We start from the raw sequence: 18,218 nt of genomic DNA on the forward strand, positions 1-18,218 counted from the left end.
TTGGTTTAAATTATACTATAGGAGGATTCTCTCACGACGTCTGACGTAAGTTGTTCCACCACCAAGTATTATTTAAAATTGTTTGCATCTTTTTATTGATTGGTACAAATGTATTAAAATATTTTTTTTAAAACCAAATAAAAGTTTAGAAATTATCTTACTTGTTTGGATGCGTTTGAAATTATCTTTGATAATACATAACAATTGAAGCTTTTTCTATGGTGTTTTGCCACAAATAATACCCCACAATTTCTGCATTCGTATTTTGGTCTAAGCCTAATTTATCAGTTTTTAAAGCATGAATGGTAATAATGTAAGTATGTATTCCATGTTTTTCTGGTGGGCATGGACCTCCATAACCTTGGACTCCATAACTCGTTTTACTTTGAATAGCTCCTTTTGGAGTTAAGTTTAAACTTAAATTTCCTGTATTGCTAACTAATTCATTTACCGAATTTGGAATATCAAAAACAATCCAATGCCAAAAACCACTTCCGGTTGGAGCATCAGGATCATACATGGTTATGGCAAAGCTTTTAGTTCCTTTTGGAGCATTTTTCCATGATAATTGCGGAGAAACATTTTCTCCAGTGCAACCAAATCCATTAAACTCTTGTTTTTTTGTTGATTGTCCACCAATTTCTTTGCTTTCTAGAGTAAATGTCTGTGCATAAGTGAAAAAAGTGCTAATTAAAAATAGGGTTACAATTATTTTCTTCATAATTTAAATATTTTGTTATAAATCAAAATTAAGTATACTATAATGGAAATAATTGTTCTATTTGTTCAAAAAATGTTGCTATAGGTTCATTTTTTGTAATTGGTATTGTTTGGGAGTGATGCCAAATTTATGTTTGAATGATTGTGTAAAACTTGATAGACTTTCGTATCCAATACTTGCATAGACATCTATGGGACGTTCTTTTTTATTGCGTAACATTTCTGCCGATTTTTCAAGTCTTTTTTCTTGTATCCATTTACTAGGAGAGGAACCATACAGTTTTTTAAATTCTCTTTTAAAAGTGGAAAGACTCATATGTGATAAAAAGGCAAGTTCTTCTAAGGTTAATTTTGAAAAAATATTATTTTCAACTATATTTTTTAAGCGAATATGGTGTTTTAGTAAAGTAGTATTATCTAAAAAAGATATAATTTCGCTACCGTTTTTTTGTGTCAAATAAAAAAGAATTTCTTCTAATTTGAGGGTGAAAAAGTCTTCAGTTAAGGATATTTCTGATTGTATTAATTGCTGTAATGAATTTACAAAGTTAGAAATAAATGCATCATAGGAGAAGATTTTAAATTTGCTTTCCATTTCAGGATTGCTCTGTTTTGTTATATTCTCTATGTGATATTTTTCTTTAAAATGAGTTATAAAACTATCTGAAAAGAAAAACAATAAACTAACATACTTTTTATCTTCCGATAAGTTTTCAGACATTAAACAATTCCCAGACTTTGCAATTACAAAGTCTTTATTGGTAACTATTTTTGAATCATTTTCGTAATACAATTCTTTGGAACCTTCTGTTAAAAAACTAATTAAATTAGCATTTAATTGTACCTTAGATTTATGTGAATGAGCTTCACTTGAAAAGGAATGCACATATACATCAGGAACTTGATTGTTTTGGGTAAAATAATTAGGTAATTCTATTTTGCTCATTACTTCCATTTAGAAGTTAAAATTACAAAAAGAAAATGTTTTTAAAAGGTCAAAGAAAAAGCCCAAAATATTTTGGGCTTTTTCTTTTTCATAGTTTGTGAATTAGAAACTCAAAGTTACATTCAATTCAAAGTCATCATAAATGGTTTTGTCACCTAAATTATCAAAAAAGGAACCAGAACCATATTTAATGTCATATTTTGTTCTATCTACAATTAATTTAGCTGTCGCAGTATCTTTATTAACAGTTATATCAAAAACGATAGGATTTGTTTTTCCTTTGATTTCTAAATCAGCAGTTACGGTGTATACATTGTTACCTTTATCAGCAATTGTTTTGAAAACTAATGTTGATGTAGGGTGACTTTCAACTCCAAAGAAATCTTCAGATTTTAAATGTCCGTCTAATTTACCTTTCATTCCGCCTTCTAAATCGGTTGTATTGATAGAAGTCATGTCTACAGTGAAGTTACCACCCGCTAATTTTTTTCCTTTGAATACTAAAGCACCGTCTTTTAAGTTAATGGTACCATTGTGTTGACCAGTAACTTTTTTACCAATCCACTCAATCTTACTTTTCTCTACATTAACTTTTTTTGTAGTTTGTGCATTCACAGCAAATGAAACTAAAGTTAGGAATGCAACCGCAATTGTTTTAAAATTTTTCATTGTTTTTTTAATTTGATTTAATAATTATAGTGTAATAAATAATTCTTCGTTTGGTTTACGCACTTTTGCATAATGTTGTGTAGCATCTTCTTCATGTCGATAGCCTAAAGTAGCTACTAAAGAAGCGTTCAATCCTAATGCATTTAAGCCTAAAATTTCATTGTATTTTTCTGGTTCAAATCCTTCCATTGGAGTGACATCAATTTTTAATTCCGCTGCTGCATTAAGAAGATTACCAAGTGCTAAATAGGTTTGTTTTGAAGTCCAAATGGCTTTATTTTCAGCAGGTAAAGGGATTAATTTGGATTTCATGAAATCACTATAAGGTTTTAAATCTTCAATTTGTAATCCTCTAGTGTTAGCTATATTAGCCATGTAATTGTCGATTTCATTTTCAGTAACATCAACACTATTAGCAAATACTAATAGGTGAGAAGCATCTACAATTTGGGTTTGACCCCAAGAAGCTGGTTGTAATTTTGCTCTTAATTCAGGATTTTCAATAATTAAAACCTTATAAGGTTGTAATCCATAAGAAGAAGTGCTCAATTGAATGGCTTCTTTAAGTGTTTCTAGATCTTTAGTTGCGATTTTTTTGGTAGCATCAAATTTTTTTGTTGCATATCTCCATTTTTGATTTTCTATAAATGTACTCATATTAATTTTCTCTTATTTTCTCTAATAAATTATTTAATTGTTCTAGTTCGGGATTTGTGAGATTACTCGTTATTCCATTTTCATGATTTTCAATTAAAGGATCTAATTCCGCTAAGGTGTCTAATCCAGTTTGAGTAATCAATATTTCTATTTTTCTTCTGTTTTCTGGGCAAACATTTCGTTCTACCATTTTTTTCAATAGTAATTTATCAATTAATCGAGTAGTGTTACTGTTTTTGGTAACCATTCGATCTTGAATGTCTTGCATATTAATAGGTTTTCCTTTTTGTCCTCTTAGAATTCGTAATACATTATATTGTTCCCCAGAAATTTCAAAAGGCTTTAAAATTTCATTAAATTTATCACCTACATAATTTTTGGTAAAGGCTAAATTTAAGATTACTTTTTTTGCAATACTTAATGCAACTGTACTTTTTATTTCGTCTTCTATTCTCATTTGTAATTACAAAATTTGTAGGTACAAATGTATGTGTTTTTATTATTTGTATATACAAATGTGTGTTAAATTTTTATTAAATTTATAGTAGCCTCTCGTTTAATGATTACTTTTAACTTGTTATGAAGAAATTAATGTATTTAGCATGTTGTTTTTGTAGTGTAATCTTATTTGGACAAACTCCAAAAGAGCCTATTACAATTTACAATCAGGATGAGATTCAGGTAGAATCGTACAATTATGAGGGATTAGAATCTTTTTTGAAAAAGAAAAACGATACCATTTATGTGATTAATTTTTGGGCAACTTGGTGTGCACCATGCATTAAAGAATTACCACATTTTGAGAATATTGGGAAACAGTATGCAAAAGATAAAGTAAAAGTTATTTTAGTGAGTTTAGATTTTCCTAAAAAGGTGCTCTCTAATTTAATTCCTTACATTAAAAGAAAGCAATTACAATCTGAAGTGATACATTTAGATGATCCTGATGCGAATTCATGGATTGAGAAAGTGAATGAGACATGGAGTGGTGCCATACCGGCAACGATTATCTATAAAAACGATTCCTATAGTTTTTATGAGCAATCCTTTACCTATGATGAACTTGAAAAAGAGGTTTTAATTAAAATAAATGAATAATATGAAAGTTTTTAAAATTGTTTTTGGTGTTTTTTTATTTGTACTAATTAGTGCATTTACCCTTAGTGATAATGAAACTTCAGGATATGAAGTAGGTGATAAAGCAACAGATTTTAAGCTGAAAAACGTAGACGATAAAATGGTATCTTTAAGTGACTATAAAGATGTAAAAGGTTATATTGTAATTTTTACCTGCAATCATTGTCCGTATGCCGTAGCGTATGAAGATAGAATTATTGCGTTAGACAAAAAATATAAAAAATTAGGCTATCCAGTAATTGCGATTAATCCGAATAATCCTGCGGTTCAAGAGAAAGATAGTTTTGAATTAATGAAGGTTAGGGCCAAAGAAAAAGGGTTTACTTTTCCGTATTTGTTTGATGAAGGACAAAAAATTTATCCTCAATATGGTGCAACAAAAACACCTCATGTATATGTTTTACAAAAAACAAAAGAAGGAAATATTGTAAAATACATTGGTGCAATTGATGATAATCACGCTGATGAAGAAGCTGTTAAGGTTAAATATGTTGAAAATGCGGTTGATGCCTTATTAAAAAATAAAGAAGTTTCAGTAAAAGTTACCAAAGCTATTGGATGTTCTATAAAAGCATAGTATTTTTGGAGCAAATTATGATATATGAATTTAGAGCAACAACAATGGTGGAGTCAGTTTTTAACTGATGAAAAAGGAATCATTCTCGATGTTAGAACCGAAGAGGAGTATAACAGAGGAAAAATTGCAAATGCAATGAATATTGATATTTTCAAAGGTCAAGGTTTTATCTATGCTTTAGAAGAATTGGATAAAACTAAAAACTATTATGTGTATTGTGCAGCTGGATCGAGAAGCGCTAATGCTTGTAATATAATGAGAGAATTGGGTTTTGCTAATGCTTACAATTTAGTAGGCGGTATAACAGAATGGGAAGGCCCAATAGATACAGAATAATTTCAATAGGACCTTAAATAAAAAGAGTTATCTAGTAGATAACTCTTTTTATTTTTTATAATTTTTTACTGTAGGTTCTTCTTCGCTTGGTTATTTTAGAATCGAAATGTTTCCAAAGATTGTGTACCGCATTATTTTCTTCTAATTCTGGAGTTCTCACACAGGTATGAATACCTTTAGCTTTGAAAATTTTATAATATTCTTCAAAAATAATCGCTGTAATTCCTTTGCTCTGATACTCTGGTGTAACTCCAATTAAATAAAAAACAGCCTCTTTAGAATGTTTTCTTGCTTGAAGTAAATGATAAAAACCAAAAGGGAATAGTTTTCCTTTGGCTTTTTTAAGAGCATCACTAAAACCAGGCATAACAATAGCAAATGCCACCATTTTATCGTCTTTATCCAATATGAATTTTATATATTCCGGATTAATAAAACTGATATATTTTTTCTTGAAATATTCTTTTTGAATCTGATTTATAGCAACAAAGGATTGTAATTTAGCGTAGGTTTCATTAAACAAATCAAACATTTCATCCACATAAGGCATGATATCTTTCGTTTTTGTAAAATTGATGGCTCTTAAATGATATCTTTCTTGTATTAATTTACTGATTTTCATAAATGGAGCAGGATCAATATTGGTAAAGGAAAAACTACTTTCTACATATTCCTTTTCTTTAACTAATCCTAATTGTTCAAAATGATCTTTGTAATAAGGCATACTATACCAAGTAACCATATTTCCCATTTCTTCAAAACCTTTCACTAAAACACCTACTTTATCTAAATTGGAAAAACCAATAGGTCCTTCTACCATCTCTAAGTGATGCTGTCTTCCTAATTCATATACTTTTTCTAGTAAAGCTTTGGTAACTTCAATATCGTCAATTACATCAAACCATCCGAAACGAACTTTACTCTTTTTTAAGATATTTACTTCATCCCAATTAATTATAGCCGCTATTTTACCTGCAATTTTACCCTCTTTATACGCTACATAAAAATGGGCTTCTGCTGAATGGAAAGCTGGATTCTTTCTTTTATCAAAAGTCTCTAATTCTTCAGCTATAATAGGAGGTATCCAATTGGGATTGTCTTTAAATAGCTCAAAAGAAAATAGAACATATTCTTTTAACTCTTTTTTTGTACTTACTTTTTTTACTGTAATCATTTTATTCTATTTCAACCTCGTCTTTACGTTTTTTCTTCTCTTTTTCTGCTTTTTTCTTCATTTTTTGATCCATTTTACTGCCTTTGTCTTTTTCAATTTTTACTTCCTCATAATTGGCATCAAACCTCCAAGAAAAACCAACACCAGCGTTAAATAAGGATGGGCTATCTTTAATATTCTTACCAATAGAAGCATCCACTTGCATTCGATTGTTAATTAAATAAGCGGCCCCTAATCGGAAAACTCCATCTGAATAATAATCCCCATTATAACCTTGATTTTCAATAAAACCTGACCATTTTTCGTTAAAACCTCTTGTCAATGTAATCACATAGTTAATAGAAGCAAATTTGGAAGCAATTTTATCATACATAATGTTGGTTACAAAAACCCAACGCGAACCAAAATGATTTTGAGCAATTAACATCACTTTTGGGCTAATCGTATTTTCATTTACATAAGAAGGTGCATAATTGAAAGGATTATCTGAAAAGTTAATGTTGACACCCGCATAAGCAGCTACAGCAGGGACAAATTGTCTCCAGTTGAATTTATGATTGGCTTTCCAACTATACAAATTCGGTTTTACTTCGTAATTTTTAAAAGGATCATAGATTAAATATTTTGCACCAACCAAGGTTTTCTTTAAAGCAGATCTGTTTTTACTTTCAAAAAGAGAGGTGTATTTGTCGTTTTGATATTGCAATTCAGCTACGAACTCTAATTCTTCAAAAAATAAGCCCCATCTAAAATCAAGTTCGGCAATAAAGCCATTGGCATCATATTTTAAACCCGCATGATCCTCATTTTGGTAATTTAATCCTGTTTCTACTTGAATAATAGATTTTCCAACTGAAAATGCCATCATCGATTTTCCAGGGCGGTTGGAATTAATCTCATCTGTAAATTGGGCATAATGAACTTGGTAAACAAAGAAAAAGAATACGAATAGTCCTTTAGTATATTTCATGGTGCTAATATTTAGGTCAAAAATAGTATTTTTATAATAATTTTAAGAAACATTACTATGCTTTTATCTACTAATAAGTGTAATTTTGAATTTTAAATTAAATTAGAATGGAAACAGCATCATTCCCAGGTTTACTAAGAACGTTAGCTTTAATAATATTATTTTATTATTTATTTAAATTTTTGTTCCGCATTTTTGCACCTATATTGATGCGTACAGCAGTGAACAAATTGCAACAAAAAATGCAAGATCAAATGAATCAGCAATTTGGACAACAAGGTTCTTACTCGAATCAAAATACATCTTCTCAAAATACAGATACGAAGCAAATGCCAAGAGAGAAAAAGAAAGTAGGTGAGTATGTCGATTTTGAAGAAATAGATTAAAAAAAAATTAAAGGCAATATTTGTTGCTAGAAAGGATATTGTTGCAATATCCTTTTTTTATTTACCTTAGCGTTTTATTTAGATATAATTATACCAATGAAAAAACTGCAACCTTTCATTCCTCATTTTTTAGCCATAATTGGTTTTATTTTAGTCGCTGTAATCTATTTTTATCCCGTTTTAGAAGGTAAAAAAATATACCAATCCGATATCGTTCAATATACGGGTATGGCCAAAGAGCAAAATGATTTTAGAAAGGAAAATAATGAAGAACCTTACTGGACGAATAGTGCTTTTGGTGGTATGCCAACCTATCAGTTAGGGGCCAATTATCCTCATAATTATATTAAAAAACTAGATTCAGTTTTACGATTTTTACCTCGTCCAGCAGATTATTTATTCTTGTATTTTATTGGTTTTTATATTTTGCTATCCGTTTTAAAAATTGATCCTTTAAAAGCCTTTTTTGGTGCTTTAGCCTTTGGTTTTTCAACCTATTTGATTATTATCCTTGGTGTAGGACATAATGCCAAAGCACATGCCATTGCTTATATGCCACTGGTTTTAGCAGGTGTACTATTGGTATACCAAAAAAAATATATTGTTGGTGGTTTGCTAACACTATTTGCTGCAGCTTTGGAGATTCAAGCCAACCACTTTCAGATGACCTATTATTTATTGTTACTTCTTTTAGTGGTAAGTACTTTTTATGTATATCAATTCATAAAAGATAAAGCTTATAAAGAGTTAGGAAAAGTTCTTGGTGTTTTTGTTATCGCTGGAGTATTGGCTGTAGGTGCAAATGCAACTAATTTATTAGCTACTTCAGAATATGCAGCTTTTTCAACTCGAAATAAAAGTGAGCTTACATTTGATGAAAATGGAGCTCCTAAAGTGAATTCTAATGCTATGAGTTACGATTACATAACGGAATATAGCTACGGAAAAGCGGAAAGTTTAAATTTATTAGCTCCAAGACTTTTTGGAGGATCCAATCATGAAGATTTGGGTGTAGATTCAGAAATGTACAGCTTTATCACCCAACAAGGTGTTCCTCCACATGAAGCTGTAGAAATTGTACAACAAATGCCAACCTACTGGGGTGATCAGCCTATTGTTGCTGCACCTGCTTATATTGGGATTGTGGTATTTTTCTTTTTTGTACTGGCCATCTTTGTTGTTGATAATAGAAAATTAAAATATGCCTTAATAACTGGAGCATTACTTTCTTTGTTTTTGTCTTGGGGTAAAAATTTCTCTTTTTTGACAGACTTTTTTATAGATTTTGTTCCAATGTATAATAAGTTTAGAGCCGTTTCTTCGATACAAGTCCTATTAGAACTGTGTGTTCCGGTTTTGGCTATACTCGGTTTTTCTCGTTTTTTCAAAATTGAAGATAAAAATGAACAATGGAATGCTCTTTGGAAAAGCGGTGCCATTGTTTTTGGACTTTTAACTCTTTTATTTGTATTCAAAGGCACTTTTGATTTTGCTGGAGGTAATGATGGCTATTATGCTCAAAATTATGGTCCAGAATTTATGAGTGCATTAAGAAAAGATAGAATGTCGTTATTCACAAAAGATATCTTACGTTCTATGGGCTTTGTATTAGTTGCATTTGCCATTCTATTTTTACATAATAAAGGAAGCTTAAAAGAAATAAGAGCCGTTATTTTAATTGGATTATTGTTTTGTGTAGATTTAGTTCCTATTGATAAAAATTATGTAAACAAAGAAGACTTTGTTTTTGCTAGAGAGATGGATGAACCTTTTCAGCCTACTGAAGCAGATTTAAAGATCCTACAAGATACCACACATTTTAGAGTTTTTGAAGTAAACGGACAAATGAGTAGTGCTAGAAGTTCGTATTTTCATAAATCTATTGGTGGTTATCATGCAGCAAAACCAAGAAGAATGCAACAATTATTTGATTACCAAATCGCTAAAAATAATGTTGGTGTTTTGAATATGCTGAATGTGAAATATATCATTCAAAATGGAGAAGACGGCAAACCAGTAGCTTTAATCAACCCAGCAGCAAATGGAAATGCATGGTTTGTAGAAAAAATAGATTTGGTTAATTCTGCAGATGAAGAAATGAAAGTATTGGATAGTTTAGATACTAAGAATGTAGTAGTAATGAATTCTTTGGAAAATAGTTTCAAAGGAAATATTGAAAAAGATTCAACAGCTTCAATCACATTGCGAACCTATCGTCCTAATTATTTAAAATATACCTCCAATAACTCAAAAAATGGTTTTGGAGTATTTTCTGAAATGTATTATGAAAACGGTTGGAAAGCTACTATTGATGGTAAAGAAACGGAAATATATAATGTAGATTATGTCTTAAGAGGTTTGTCTATTCCTGCTGGTAAGCACACCATTGAATTTAAGTTTGAACCCCAAGTAGTGCAAACAGGAAGTAAAATAGCGTTAACAAGTGCTATCCTTATCTTTTTATTACTCTTAGGAGGCGTTTATTTTGAAACAAAGAAAAAATAATATTACACCCATAAAAAAAATACTCATTGTTTCTTATTATTGGCCTCCAGCAGGTGGGCCAGGAGTGCAACGTTGGTTAAAATTTGTCAAGTATTTGCCAGATTTTGGAATTGAACCTCACGTTTATATTCCAGAAAACCCAACCTATCCTTTGCTTGATGAAAAACTGCTAAGTGAAGTTTCAGAAGAGACGATTATCATAAAAAAAAGTATTTTTGAACCTTATGGTTTGGCTTCTATTTTTTCCAAAAAGAAAGCTAAAAAAATAAGTTCTGGAATTATTTCCAATCAGAAGCAGCAGTCGGTACTTGAAAAAATGATGCTTTGGGTTAGAGGTAATTTATTTATACCAGATGCTCGAGTTTTTTGGGTAAAATCATCGGTTCGTTATTTAAAAGACTATCTTAAAAAACATCAAATCGATACGGTTATTACGACTGGGCCACCACATAGTTTACATCTTATTGGTTTACAATTAAAGAAAGAAATAAATATCAATTGGATTACCGATTTTCGTGATCCATGGACCACAATTGGTTATCACAAACAATTAAAGTTAAGTTCTTGGGCAGCCAAAAAGCATAAGTTTCTAGAAAAAGAAGTCTTACATTCTTGTGATGCCATTATTGTAACTTCAGAAACGACAAAGAAAGAATTTGAACTGCTTACTAATCGTCCTATTGAAGTGATTACCAATGGCTATGATGTGGAACAAATAAATAAAAAACCTTTAGATGTAAAATTTACTTTGGCGCACATAGGTTCTTTTCTTTCTGAACGAAATCCCCAAATTTTATGGCAAGTACTATCCGAATTAACACAAGAAAATGAAAGTTTTGCCACACATTTCGAACTAAAATTAATAGGAGCAGTTAGTAGTGAAGTGTTAGAAAGTATTCAGAAATATAAGTTGGCTCCATTTGTAAATAATTTGGGTTATGTTTCTCATGCGGAAGCCTTGCAAGAACAACGTTGTTCCCAAGTTTTATTACTGATTGAAATTGATTCTAAGGAAACCAAATGCATTATACCAGGAAAGCTATTTGAATATATGGTATCGGAACGTCCAATTTTAGCTATAGGTCCAACAGAAACTGATGTTGAGAAAATTATTAAGGCAACTAATACAGGTACGTTTTTTAATTATCACGAAAAAGAAGCTTTAAAAAATCAAATTTTAAGTTATTTTTGGATGTATTTAGAGCATAATTTAAAATCTCACCCTGTTGGTTTGCAACAGTACAGTAGAAAAAGTTTAACTGAAAGACTTTCCAAGCTCCTAATTTCTAATTTCTAATTTAAAAATGGGAATAGTTATCAATCAATCCATTAAGAATACGGTGATTACCTATATAGGTTTTGCAATTGGAGCAATCAATACCTTATATATGTATGTGCAATTTTTAGGCGATACATACTATGGATTGGTAGGTTATATTTTATCTTCAGCTAATATTTTAATGCCTTTAATGGCTTTTGGAGTGCACAATACTTTAGTGAAATATTTCAATGATTACGAAACAGAGGAAGAAAAATCGAAGTTCTTAACCTTTGTTTTATTCTTACCCTTATTATTGGTTATTCCTTTATCTTTAGTAGCCTATTTTGGTTACCATCAAATAGCAGCAATGTTATCGAAAGAGAATGCAATTGTATACGATTATGTTTGGCAAATTCCAGTGATAGGACTGTCTATGGGATATTTTGAGATTTTTTATGCTTGGGTAAAAGTCCATTTACAATCGGTTTTAGGAAATTTCATCAAAGAAGTAGTATTGCGTATTTTAGTAAGTATAACTTTGTTTGCAGTCTATTTTAATTGGATTACCCCAGAAGAGTTTGTATATGCATTAATGGGCATTTATTTATTTGCTATGTTATTCATGAAATGGTTTGCATTTAAAGTGCGTTTTCCTATATTTTCTTTAAGTATTCCAACAAATGCAAAGGCCATAGTGGTTTATAGTTTGTTCATTATTCTAACTGGAGGAATTGCCAATTTATTTTTGGAAATCGATAAATTCATGTTGAACAATTATGTAAAGATTGAAAACATAGCCTATTATTCGGTTGCCATATTTATAGCGACAGTTATTGCTGTTCCAAGTAGAGCGATGCATCAAATAACCTACCCAATTACCGCTAAATTAATGAGCGAAAATAAGTATGAGGCACTTAATGATTTGTATCAAAAAACATCTATTACACTGCAAATCATTGGAGGTTTAATTTTCATTGGAATTTTATGCAATATTAATGAGTTGTATGTATTGTTACCTCAGGAATATTCGGAAGGAATTTTTGTGGTTTTTACTATTGGGTTATCCAAATATTTTGACCTCATTTTAGGAAATAATAATGCGATAATTTTTAATTCACCCTATTACAAAACGGTTCTTTTTTTAGGGGTTTTATTACTACTGGTGACCATTGGATTGAATATGATTTTTATTCCTTTGTATGGATTAAAAGGAACTGCATTTGCTACTTTATTGTCTATTACATTGTACAGTTTATCTAAATTATTTTTTGTGGTACTCAAGATGAAGTTATTTCCTTTTTCATGGAATACACTCAAATCATTAGGTATTTTAATTGTGACATTTTTGACATTTTATTTTTGGGATTTTGGTTTTCATCCAATTCTCAATATCTTTTTAAAATCAGTTTTGATTACTTCTTTCTACATGGGCTTGTCGTATTATTTTTCTCTTTCTACTGATATTAATCTTATTTTAGAAAAATTTTTATATAAAATAGTTAAAAAATAAAAATCCTGCTTCACATTACTGTTCGGCAGGACTTTTTAACAAACAAACTAAACCAATCAAAACTATATTACGAAATTTTTATTTCTTTTTATCTACTGCTTTTATATCATCTGCAGCCATTTTTGCTTTTGTACCATCTTGGCGATAGTAGTAGTAGTCTTCTTCATCGTCATCGTTACTGTAACCAGAACCTGATTGGTATTCATAATGGTTGTCAGCTTGATAGTGATTGTTGTTAGTAGTATAGGTATAATGTCCGCTATAACTGTTAACTACTCCAATGATATTCACAATTCTACCTCTTCGATCATAAATGATTCGTAAACCACCTACTTGAGTTAGAGCAAAACTGTTATAATTCATATAAACAGAACCAACTCTTTTTACTCTTCCTCTTGCATCATAGTTAATAAAAACATTACCAACTCGTCTAACTCTTCCCATATAATCGTGTTCAATTTTTGTACCAGAAGTACCATAGTAAGTATTTGAATACCCTCTTGTACCTGGTGCCCCATACGTTCTATTTACACTGTTTGATCTTCTATTTGGTGCTGTGGTTTGAACCGTATTAAAATCAAATTCACCATTTGGGAAGATATAAAATTCGATTCCTCTTTCCATGAATACTATCGGATCTGCAAATCTATAATCTACAGGTGGATAAGCTCTTTCAATTGCATCATCAAAAACCTTTTTATCCGATGCTTTTGCCGTATGTAAACCTAAAGTTAAAACTGCGATAACTAATACTTGAGTAATTTTTTTCATAACACATCAATTTAAGGTTAAACTCTCAACTTTGTTTTTATTTTAAAAACGTGTTGCTTGATTAGGTATAACCAATTTGCGTGCCAAAAAATAAAAGTTGGTGAAATATTTTTTTAATTCGTTGATTATTAGTTTGATAACTGTAATAAAAAAATCCAGCTTAATAGCTGGATTTTTTTATTACAATAATTCAGTGATTAGGCACCGTATTTTCTCATCATTTCTTCTTGCATTTGTTGGATACCATCCATACCTAAAGTTGAGAATAAGAAAATCATGTACACTACATATATAGCACTTAATACAATTCCAATGATACATAAAATTCTACCAATGTTTAAATTACTATAATTTGAATATAATGAAGGATTCTCTTTGTACATTAAGAGATCTTTTTTCGAAATAACTAACCCTATAATACCGAGTACTAATCCAATTACCCCGTAACAACAACAGGTTAAGATTGAAAGAATTCCCAGAATTAAGACAGCAGTAGCATTAGGTAATTTTTGATTTTCCATAATTTTAATTTATTTGTTAGATTGATTTTGTTACGATTAATAAAAATGTTTATAGTAGTAGGCAATAACCATAATGAATGCATTCATGATAGCTAATGTAATTACAATTTTACTATAATTTCTTGATTTATCTATTAAATGAATCAAGAGAAACATAAAGAAAAGAAGTGTGGTATATATTGCAGGATACATTTTAAATGCTCCTATAAAATCTCCTTGAAAAAGTAATGCCAAAGCTCTTTGGGTACCACAACCAAGACATTCCACCCCAAAAAGAGATTTGCTTAGGCAAGGCAGCATGTATTCTTCCATATGTATGACTTTTTTTTACAAGTTTACAAAAATTATATTGTAAAAAAAACAGCCTGTCAATTTTAGTTTTTTATATTTGAAAAAAGATTTAGAATGAAAAGTTTAATTTATACAATCTTACTTTTTGGGTTAGGGATTTATGCAATTTATGAACAGTCAAAACCAGAGCCTAATAAATGGATAATGTTTATTGCATTTGCACTTTTCTTTATAGGATTGTTTCGAATTATGAAAAAGATTCCTAGTAAAAATGATACGGAAAATAATGAAGATGAATCATAGTTTTGAAATAGGGGACAAAGTATCTGTATTAGATGATGCTATTGATGGTGTTGTTACCAAAGTGAGTGCTACTGAAATTACAGTAACTACTAATGACGATTTTGTGATGCAATTTAAACCAGATGAATTGGTTAAAGTAAACAAAGAATCTTTAAAAGGTTTATTTTCTTCAAAAAGTGTGAACCAAGTATTATCGGAAAAAAAAGAACCTGTAAAGCGATCTTTTGTAAAAGAAAAAAAATCAAGAAAAGAAGATTTCGTTTTGGAAGTAGATTTACATATTGAAAAGTTAGTTCCTTCTACTAAGGGGCTTTCTAATTACGAAATATTAAATATTCAAATGGATACTGCCAAAGGGCAACTGGATTTTGCTATTCGAAACCGAATGCAAAAATTAGTATTTATCCATGGAGTAGGAGAAGGAGTCTTAAAGTCGGAACTTGAGTTTATGTTAAACCGTTACGAACAAGTAAGTTTTCAAGAAGCTAGTTTCCAAAAGTATGGATTTGGTGCTACTGAAGTGTATATTAAACAGAATGTACGTTAATTCACATTAATTTCGTGATTTCCAAAAATATAACTTTCAAAACTAAAAGAATTATCCACGCTAGCAAAATTTACATTTTGAAAAGTGATATTGTGAGAATACTTTACTAATACATCATTGGTATCAAACACTTCGTTGGTTTCTACCAAAATTTTACCACCAGTTGCGATCCATTCTTTGCTAACTGTAGGTGAGGAAACAGGTACTAATGCACATACGGTAGCATTCGAAACATTGCCCGAATATTTTCTATAAAAAATTTCATTAGTTCCTCCAATGGTTGCTTCTCTAGGTGTACCATTTGTTGGGGAAGAAGCGAAAAGGGTGTTGTAAACCCCTTCAGGTACATTTAAAAGTAATAATTCATCATTTTTTGTTTTAAACAATAAATAGTTATCGGTACATTTTTGAATGGTTTGATTTTCAAAATTAAAAGATTCTAAAGTTAATTCTCCATCATCACAAGAAGAAAACAAAAAGAAGCTAAAAACAATAAGCAAAATTTTTTTCATAAGAGATAGCTTAATAAACGCTGCGTATATTTCAAACAAAAATAAGTTTAATATTTTATTTTGGACCACATATTTAACGAATTTTTAAATTCTTTGTTATTAATAATCAATTTTAAGTTTTGCAGTTATAATTTCTAAATTATGCTTTATTAATTTAAACATTCAAAGTTATTAACAATCGAAATCGTTGTAATTTTTTAATAATTTGATAAAAATGAGTTTAAGAAATCGTTTTCGTTAATAACTAATTATAGGAAATGCATGAAGGAAATTCATATAAATGTATATTTATGAAAAATTTCACTACAATTTTATCATTTTAACAATTATTTGAAAAGATGAAGCGTTTATGATTAAAAAGTAGTATTGATCAATCTAACCAACATTTAATTATGAGTACAAACCAAACAAAAACAAACTACCCTGCTTTATACACGTTAATTACTGTGTTTTTCTTTTGGGGATTTATTGCAGCAGGTAATAGTATTTTCATTCCCTTTTGTAAAAGTTATTTTTCTTTAGATCAATTTCAATCACAGCTGGTTGATTTTGCTTTCTACACAGCTTACTATATTGGAGCATTATTATTATTTGCTTTAGGGAATAGTTCTGGTAAAGATATTGTAGGAAAATGGGGTTATAAAAAAAGTATTGTTTATGGGTTATTATTCTCTGCACTTGGAGCAGGTGCTATGATTGTTGCTGTAGAAGCAAATTTATATGCTGGAATGCTTGTAGGTTTGTTTATAGTGGCTTTAGGTTTTTCTTTACAACAAACTGCGGCAAATCCTTTTGCAATTTTATTAGGTGATCCAAAAACAGGTGCAAGTCGTGTAAATTTAGGTGGAGGTATTAACTCTTTTGGAACTACTATAGGTCCAATAGTTGTTGCACTTGCATTATTTGGTACAGCAGCTTCTATTACTGATGAGCAAATTAAATTATTAGAATTGAATAAAGTTGTGATTTTATATATCTGTGTAGGGCTATTATTTGTAGGTGCTGCAGCATTATTCTATTTTTCTAAAAAGGTACCTTCTGGTGTTTCTGAAGAACCAATTGAAAAATCCAATAAAGCTTTAAGAACACTCGTTGTTATGACTATTCTCTTGGCAGCTATGTTTACTCCAGTGTTTCAAAGTTATAAAAGTGAATCAGCTGTTAAGATTGAAAAACTACAATCTGAAATAAGTGTTTTACAAAAGCAGACAAGTGAAAATTTGAGTGTAGAAAGTAATGATATTACATTAAAAAGAGAAGAAATAAAGCAGTTACAAGAACCACTTGAAAAATACAGAATGGGCTGGCTTTTTGGAGCATTATTTGTAGTTATTGGAGGAATCTTGTTTTCATATACATCTGCGAAAAGGAAAGCTGACGGATGGGGAGCAATGCAATATCCTCAATTGGTTTTAGGAATGCTTGCTATATTCACGTATGTTGGTGTTGAAGTTGCTATTGGAAGTAATTTAGGAGAATTATTGAAGTTAAAAGATTTTGGAGGACTAGAATCATCTGATATAGCACCTTATATTTCAATGTATTGGGGAAGTTTGATGATTGGACGTTGGGCTGGTGCCGTAAGCGCATTTAATTTAACAGGTGCTAAAAAAACAATGGCATTAGTTATTGTGCCTTTATTAGCTTTTGGAATAATTTTAGGAGTAAATATAATTTCAGGTAAAGATATGAAACCATTGTATTATTATATTTTCTGTGTATTTATTCAAATTGGCGCATTCTTTTTAAGTAAAGATAAGCCTGCAAGAACATTAACCATTTTTGGTAGTTTTGGAATTTTAGCGATGTTGATTGGTTTGTTTTCAACAGGAACTGTTGCTATTTACGCCTTTTTAGCTGGTGGGTTAGCTTGTTCTATTATGTGGCCGTCAATTTTTAGTTTATCTATTATTGGTTTAGGAAAGTATACTTCCCAAGGATCTGCATTTTTAGTTATGATGATTTTAGGAGGTGGTATTATTCCACCTATACAAGGTAAGTTATCCGATTTAATTGGAATTCATCAATCTTACATTATTGCGGTTATTTGTTTTGCTTATTTAACTTTATTTGCCATATTAGTGAAAGGAATTTTGAAAAAGCAAAATATTGATGTTGATGCCATTGAAGTAGATGGCGCACATTAATAAATTGAAAATAATAGTAATAATATAAAAAAACCGATTTGTTACAATCGGTTTTTTTATGACTTTATAAATAATTATAATGATGTTTAGAAAAGCATAACGTCATTTTTAGCCCCGATAGAAGTGACATCCTTTTCTTTTTTATTAAAAACGAAAAGATAGAACGAATAGCGGGTGGGTTTTTCTTATGAATGAGATGTTTTGGTGCTCCTAATAAAAATATGGAGTATATTCTTTTCTATAATTAATAAAAAAATCCGTTTATAAGTAAACGGATT

At 30.1% G+C, this 18,218-nt stretch carries 21 protein-coding genes; 10 read left to right on the plus strand and 11 right to left on the minus strand.

What is annotated here, in order from left to right; genetic code table 11:
• Positions 1 to 181: 181 nt before the first annotated feature.
• From NHF47_RS09910 to NHF47_RS09930, 5 genes are all read right to left on the minus strand, one after another.
• Positions 182 to 721: a YbhB/YbcL family Raf kinase inhibitor-like protein gene (locus tag NHF47_RS09910; protein ID WP_252764766.1), complete on the minus strand. Its 540-nt coding sequence runs from the start codon at positions 719 to 721 to the stop codon at positions 182 to 184.
• Positions 722 to 799: 78 nt separating this feature from the next.
• Positions 800 to 1,666, minus strand: coding sequence for an AraC family transcriptional regulator (locus tag NHF47_RS09915; protein ID WP_252764767.1), 867 nt, complete (start codon positions 1,664 to 1,666; stop codon positions 800 to 802).
• Between the two features lie 102 nt (positions 1,667 to 1,768).
• Positions 1,769 to 2,335 carry a YceI family protein gene (locus tag NHF47_RS09920; RefSeq protein WP_252764768.1) on the minus strand — a complete coding sequence of 189 codons (567 nt, stop codon included), beginning with the start codon at positions 2,333 to 2,335 and terminating at the stop codon, positions 1,769 to 1,771.
• A gap of 24 nt (positions 2,336 to 2,359) precedes the next feature.
• Entirely contained in the window at positions 2,360 to 2,992 is a 633-nt protein-coding gene (locus NHF47_RS09925) for an NAD(P)H-dependent oxidoreductase (RefSeq protein WP_252764769.1), read from the minus strand.
• A gap of 1 nt (position 2,993) precedes the next feature.
• Positions 2,994 to 3,449, minus strand: a complete 456-nt coding sequence (locus NHF47_RS09930) for a MarR family winged helix-turn-helix transcriptional regulator (RefSeq protein WP_252764770.1) — start codon at positions 3,447 to 3,449, stop codon at positions 2,994 to 2,996.
• 122 nt (positions 3,450 to 3,571) lie between these two features.
• On the opposite strand from NHF47_RS09930, the gene NHF47_RS09935 reads away from it, so the two are divergent.
• From NHF47_RS09935 to NHF47_RS09945, 3 genes are read left to right on the plus strand one after another with little or no spacing between them, the layout of a single operon-like run.
• The gene (locus NHF47_RS09935) at positions 3,572 to 4,090 is read left to right on the plus strand and encodes a TlpA family protein disulfide reductase (protein ID WP_252764771.1); all 519 of its coding nucleotides are present in this window, start codon (positions 3,572 to 3,574) and stop codon (positions 4,088 to 4,090) included.
• Between the two features lies 1 nt (position 4,091).
• Entirely contained in the window at positions 4,092 to 4,706 is a 615-nt protein-coding gene (locus NHF47_RS09940; RefSeq protein WP_252764772.1) for a thioredoxin family protein, read from the plus strand.
• A gap of 24 nt (positions 4,707 to 4,730) precedes the next feature.
• A complete protein-coding gene (locus NHF47_RS09945) occupies positions 4,731 to 5,042 on the plus strand; it encodes a rhodanese-like domain-containing protein (RefSeq protein WP_252764773.1) in 312 nt (103 codons plus the stop codon).
• Positions 5,043 to 5,097: 55 nt separating this feature from the next.
• On the opposite strand, the gene NHF47_RS09950 is transcribed toward NHF47_RS09945, so the two are convergent.
• A complete protein-coding gene (locus tag NHF47_RS09950) occupies positions 5,098 to 6,216 on the minus strand; it encodes a GNAT family N-acetyltransferase (protein WP_252764774.1) in 1,119 nt (372 codons plus the stop codon).
• A 1-nt stretch (position 6,217) separates the two neighbouring features.
• Entirely contained in the window at positions 6,218 to 7,186 is a 969-nt protein-coding gene (locus NHF47_RS09955; RefSeq protein WP_252764775.1) for a transporter, read from the minus strand.
• A gap of 107 nt (positions 7,187 to 7,293) precedes the next feature.
• Between NHF47_RS09955 and NHF47_RS09960 the strand changes: the two genes are divergently transcribed.
• From NHF47_RS09960 to NHF47_RS09975, 4 genes are all read left to right on the plus strand, one after another.
• Positions 7,294 to 7,572, plus strand: a complete 279-nt coding sequence (locus NHF47_RS09960; RefSeq protein ID WP_252764776.1) for a DUF4834 family protein — start codon at positions 7,294 to 7,296, stop codon at positions 7,570 to 7,572.
• A gap of 96 nt (positions 7,573 to 7,668) precedes the next feature.
• Entirely contained in the window at positions 7,669 to 10,077 is a 2,409-nt protein-coding gene (locus tag NHF47_RS09965; protein WP_252764777.1) for a YfhO family protein, read from the plus strand.
• Positions 10,058 to 11,374, plus strand: a complete 1,317-nt coding sequence (locus NHF47_RS09970) for a glycosyltransferase family 4 protein (protein ID WP_252764778.1) — start codon at positions 10,058 to 10,060, stop codon at positions 11,372 to 11,374. Before NHF47_RS09965 ends, NHF47_RS09970 begins: the two co-directional genes overlap by 20 nt.
• 7 nt (positions 11,375 to 11,381) lie before the next feature.
• On the plus strand, positions 11,382 to 12,848 hold the full coding sequence (locus tag NHF47_RS09975) for a lipopolysaccharide biosynthesis protein (protein WP_252764779.1): 1,467 nt from the start codon (positions 11,382 to 11,384) through the stop codon (positions 12,846 to 12,848).
• 78 nt (positions 12,849 to 12,926) lie between these two features.
• Here NHF47_RS09975 and NHF47_RS09980 read toward each other — a convergent pair whose 3' ends face one another.
• The 3 genes from NHF47_RS09980 to NHF47_RS09990 all read right to left on the minus strand — a co-directional run bounded on the left by NHF47_RS09980 (position 12,927) and on the right by NHF47_RS09990 (position 14,452).
• Complete coding sequence (locus NHF47_RS09980) at positions 12,927 to 13,619, minus strand: hypothetical protein (protein ID WP_252764780.1); 693 nt, start codon at positions 13,617 to 13,619, stop codon at positions 12,927 to 12,929.
• 197 nt (positions 13,620 to 13,816) lie between these two features.
• A complete protein-coding gene (locus tag NHF47_RS09985) occupies positions 13,817 to 14,140 on the minus strand; it encodes a CCC motif membrane protein (protein ID WP_252764781.1) in 324 nt (107 codons plus the stop codon).
• A gap of 36 nt (positions 14,141 to 14,176) precedes the next feature.
• Positions 14,177 to 14,452: a DUF2752 domain-containing protein gene (locus tag NHF47_RS09990; protein ID WP_254005717.1), complete on the minus strand. Its 276-nt coding sequence runs from the start codon at positions 14,450 to 14,452 to the stop codon at positions 14,177 to 14,179.
• A gap of 93 nt (positions 14,453 to 14,545) precedes the next feature.
• Here NHF47_RS09990 and NHF47_RS09995 point away from each other — a divergent pair, with 93 nt between their 5' ends.
• Positions 14,546 to 14,734 carry a hypothetical protein gene (locus tag NHF47_RS09995; protein ID WP_252764782.1) on the plus strand — a complete coding sequence of 63 codons (189 nt, stop codon included), beginning with the start codon at positions 14,546 to 14,548 and terminating at the stop codon, positions 14,732 to 14,734.
• A complete protein-coding gene (locus NHF47_RS10000) occupies positions 14,724 to 15,281 on the plus strand; it encodes a Smr/MutS family protein (protein ID WP_252766085.1) in 558 nt (185 codons plus the stop codon). The genes NHF47_RS09995 and NHF47_RS10000 overlap by 11 nt, the downstream gene beginning before the upstream one ends.
• Here the strand turns inward: NHF47_RS10000 and NHF47_RS10005 are convergent.
• Positions 15,278 to 15,793 (minus strand): hypothetical protein, encoded by a 516-nt coding sequence (locus NHF47_RS10005; RefSeq protein ID WP_252764783.1) that lies wholly within the window; start codon positions 15,791 to 15,793, stop codon positions 15,278 to 15,280. The genes NHF47_RS10000 and NHF47_RS10005 overlap by 4 nt on opposite strands.
• Positions 15,794 to 16,185: 392 nt before the next feature.
• Between NHF47_RS10005 and NHF47_RS10010 the strand changes: the two genes are divergently transcribed.
• Positions 16,186 to 17,940, plus strand: a complete 1,755-nt coding sequence (locus tag NHF47_RS10010) for an MFS transporter (RefSeq protein ID WP_252764784.1) — start codon at positions 16,186 to 16,188, stop codon at positions 17,938 to 17,940.
• Positions 17,941 to 18,218 lie beyond the last annotated feature (278 nt).

The organism is Flavobacterium sp. NRK F7, assembly GCF_024054195.1.
Taxonomy (GTDB): domain Bacteria; phylum Bacteroidota; class Bacteroidia; order Flavobacteriales; family Flavobacteriaceae; genus Flavobacterium.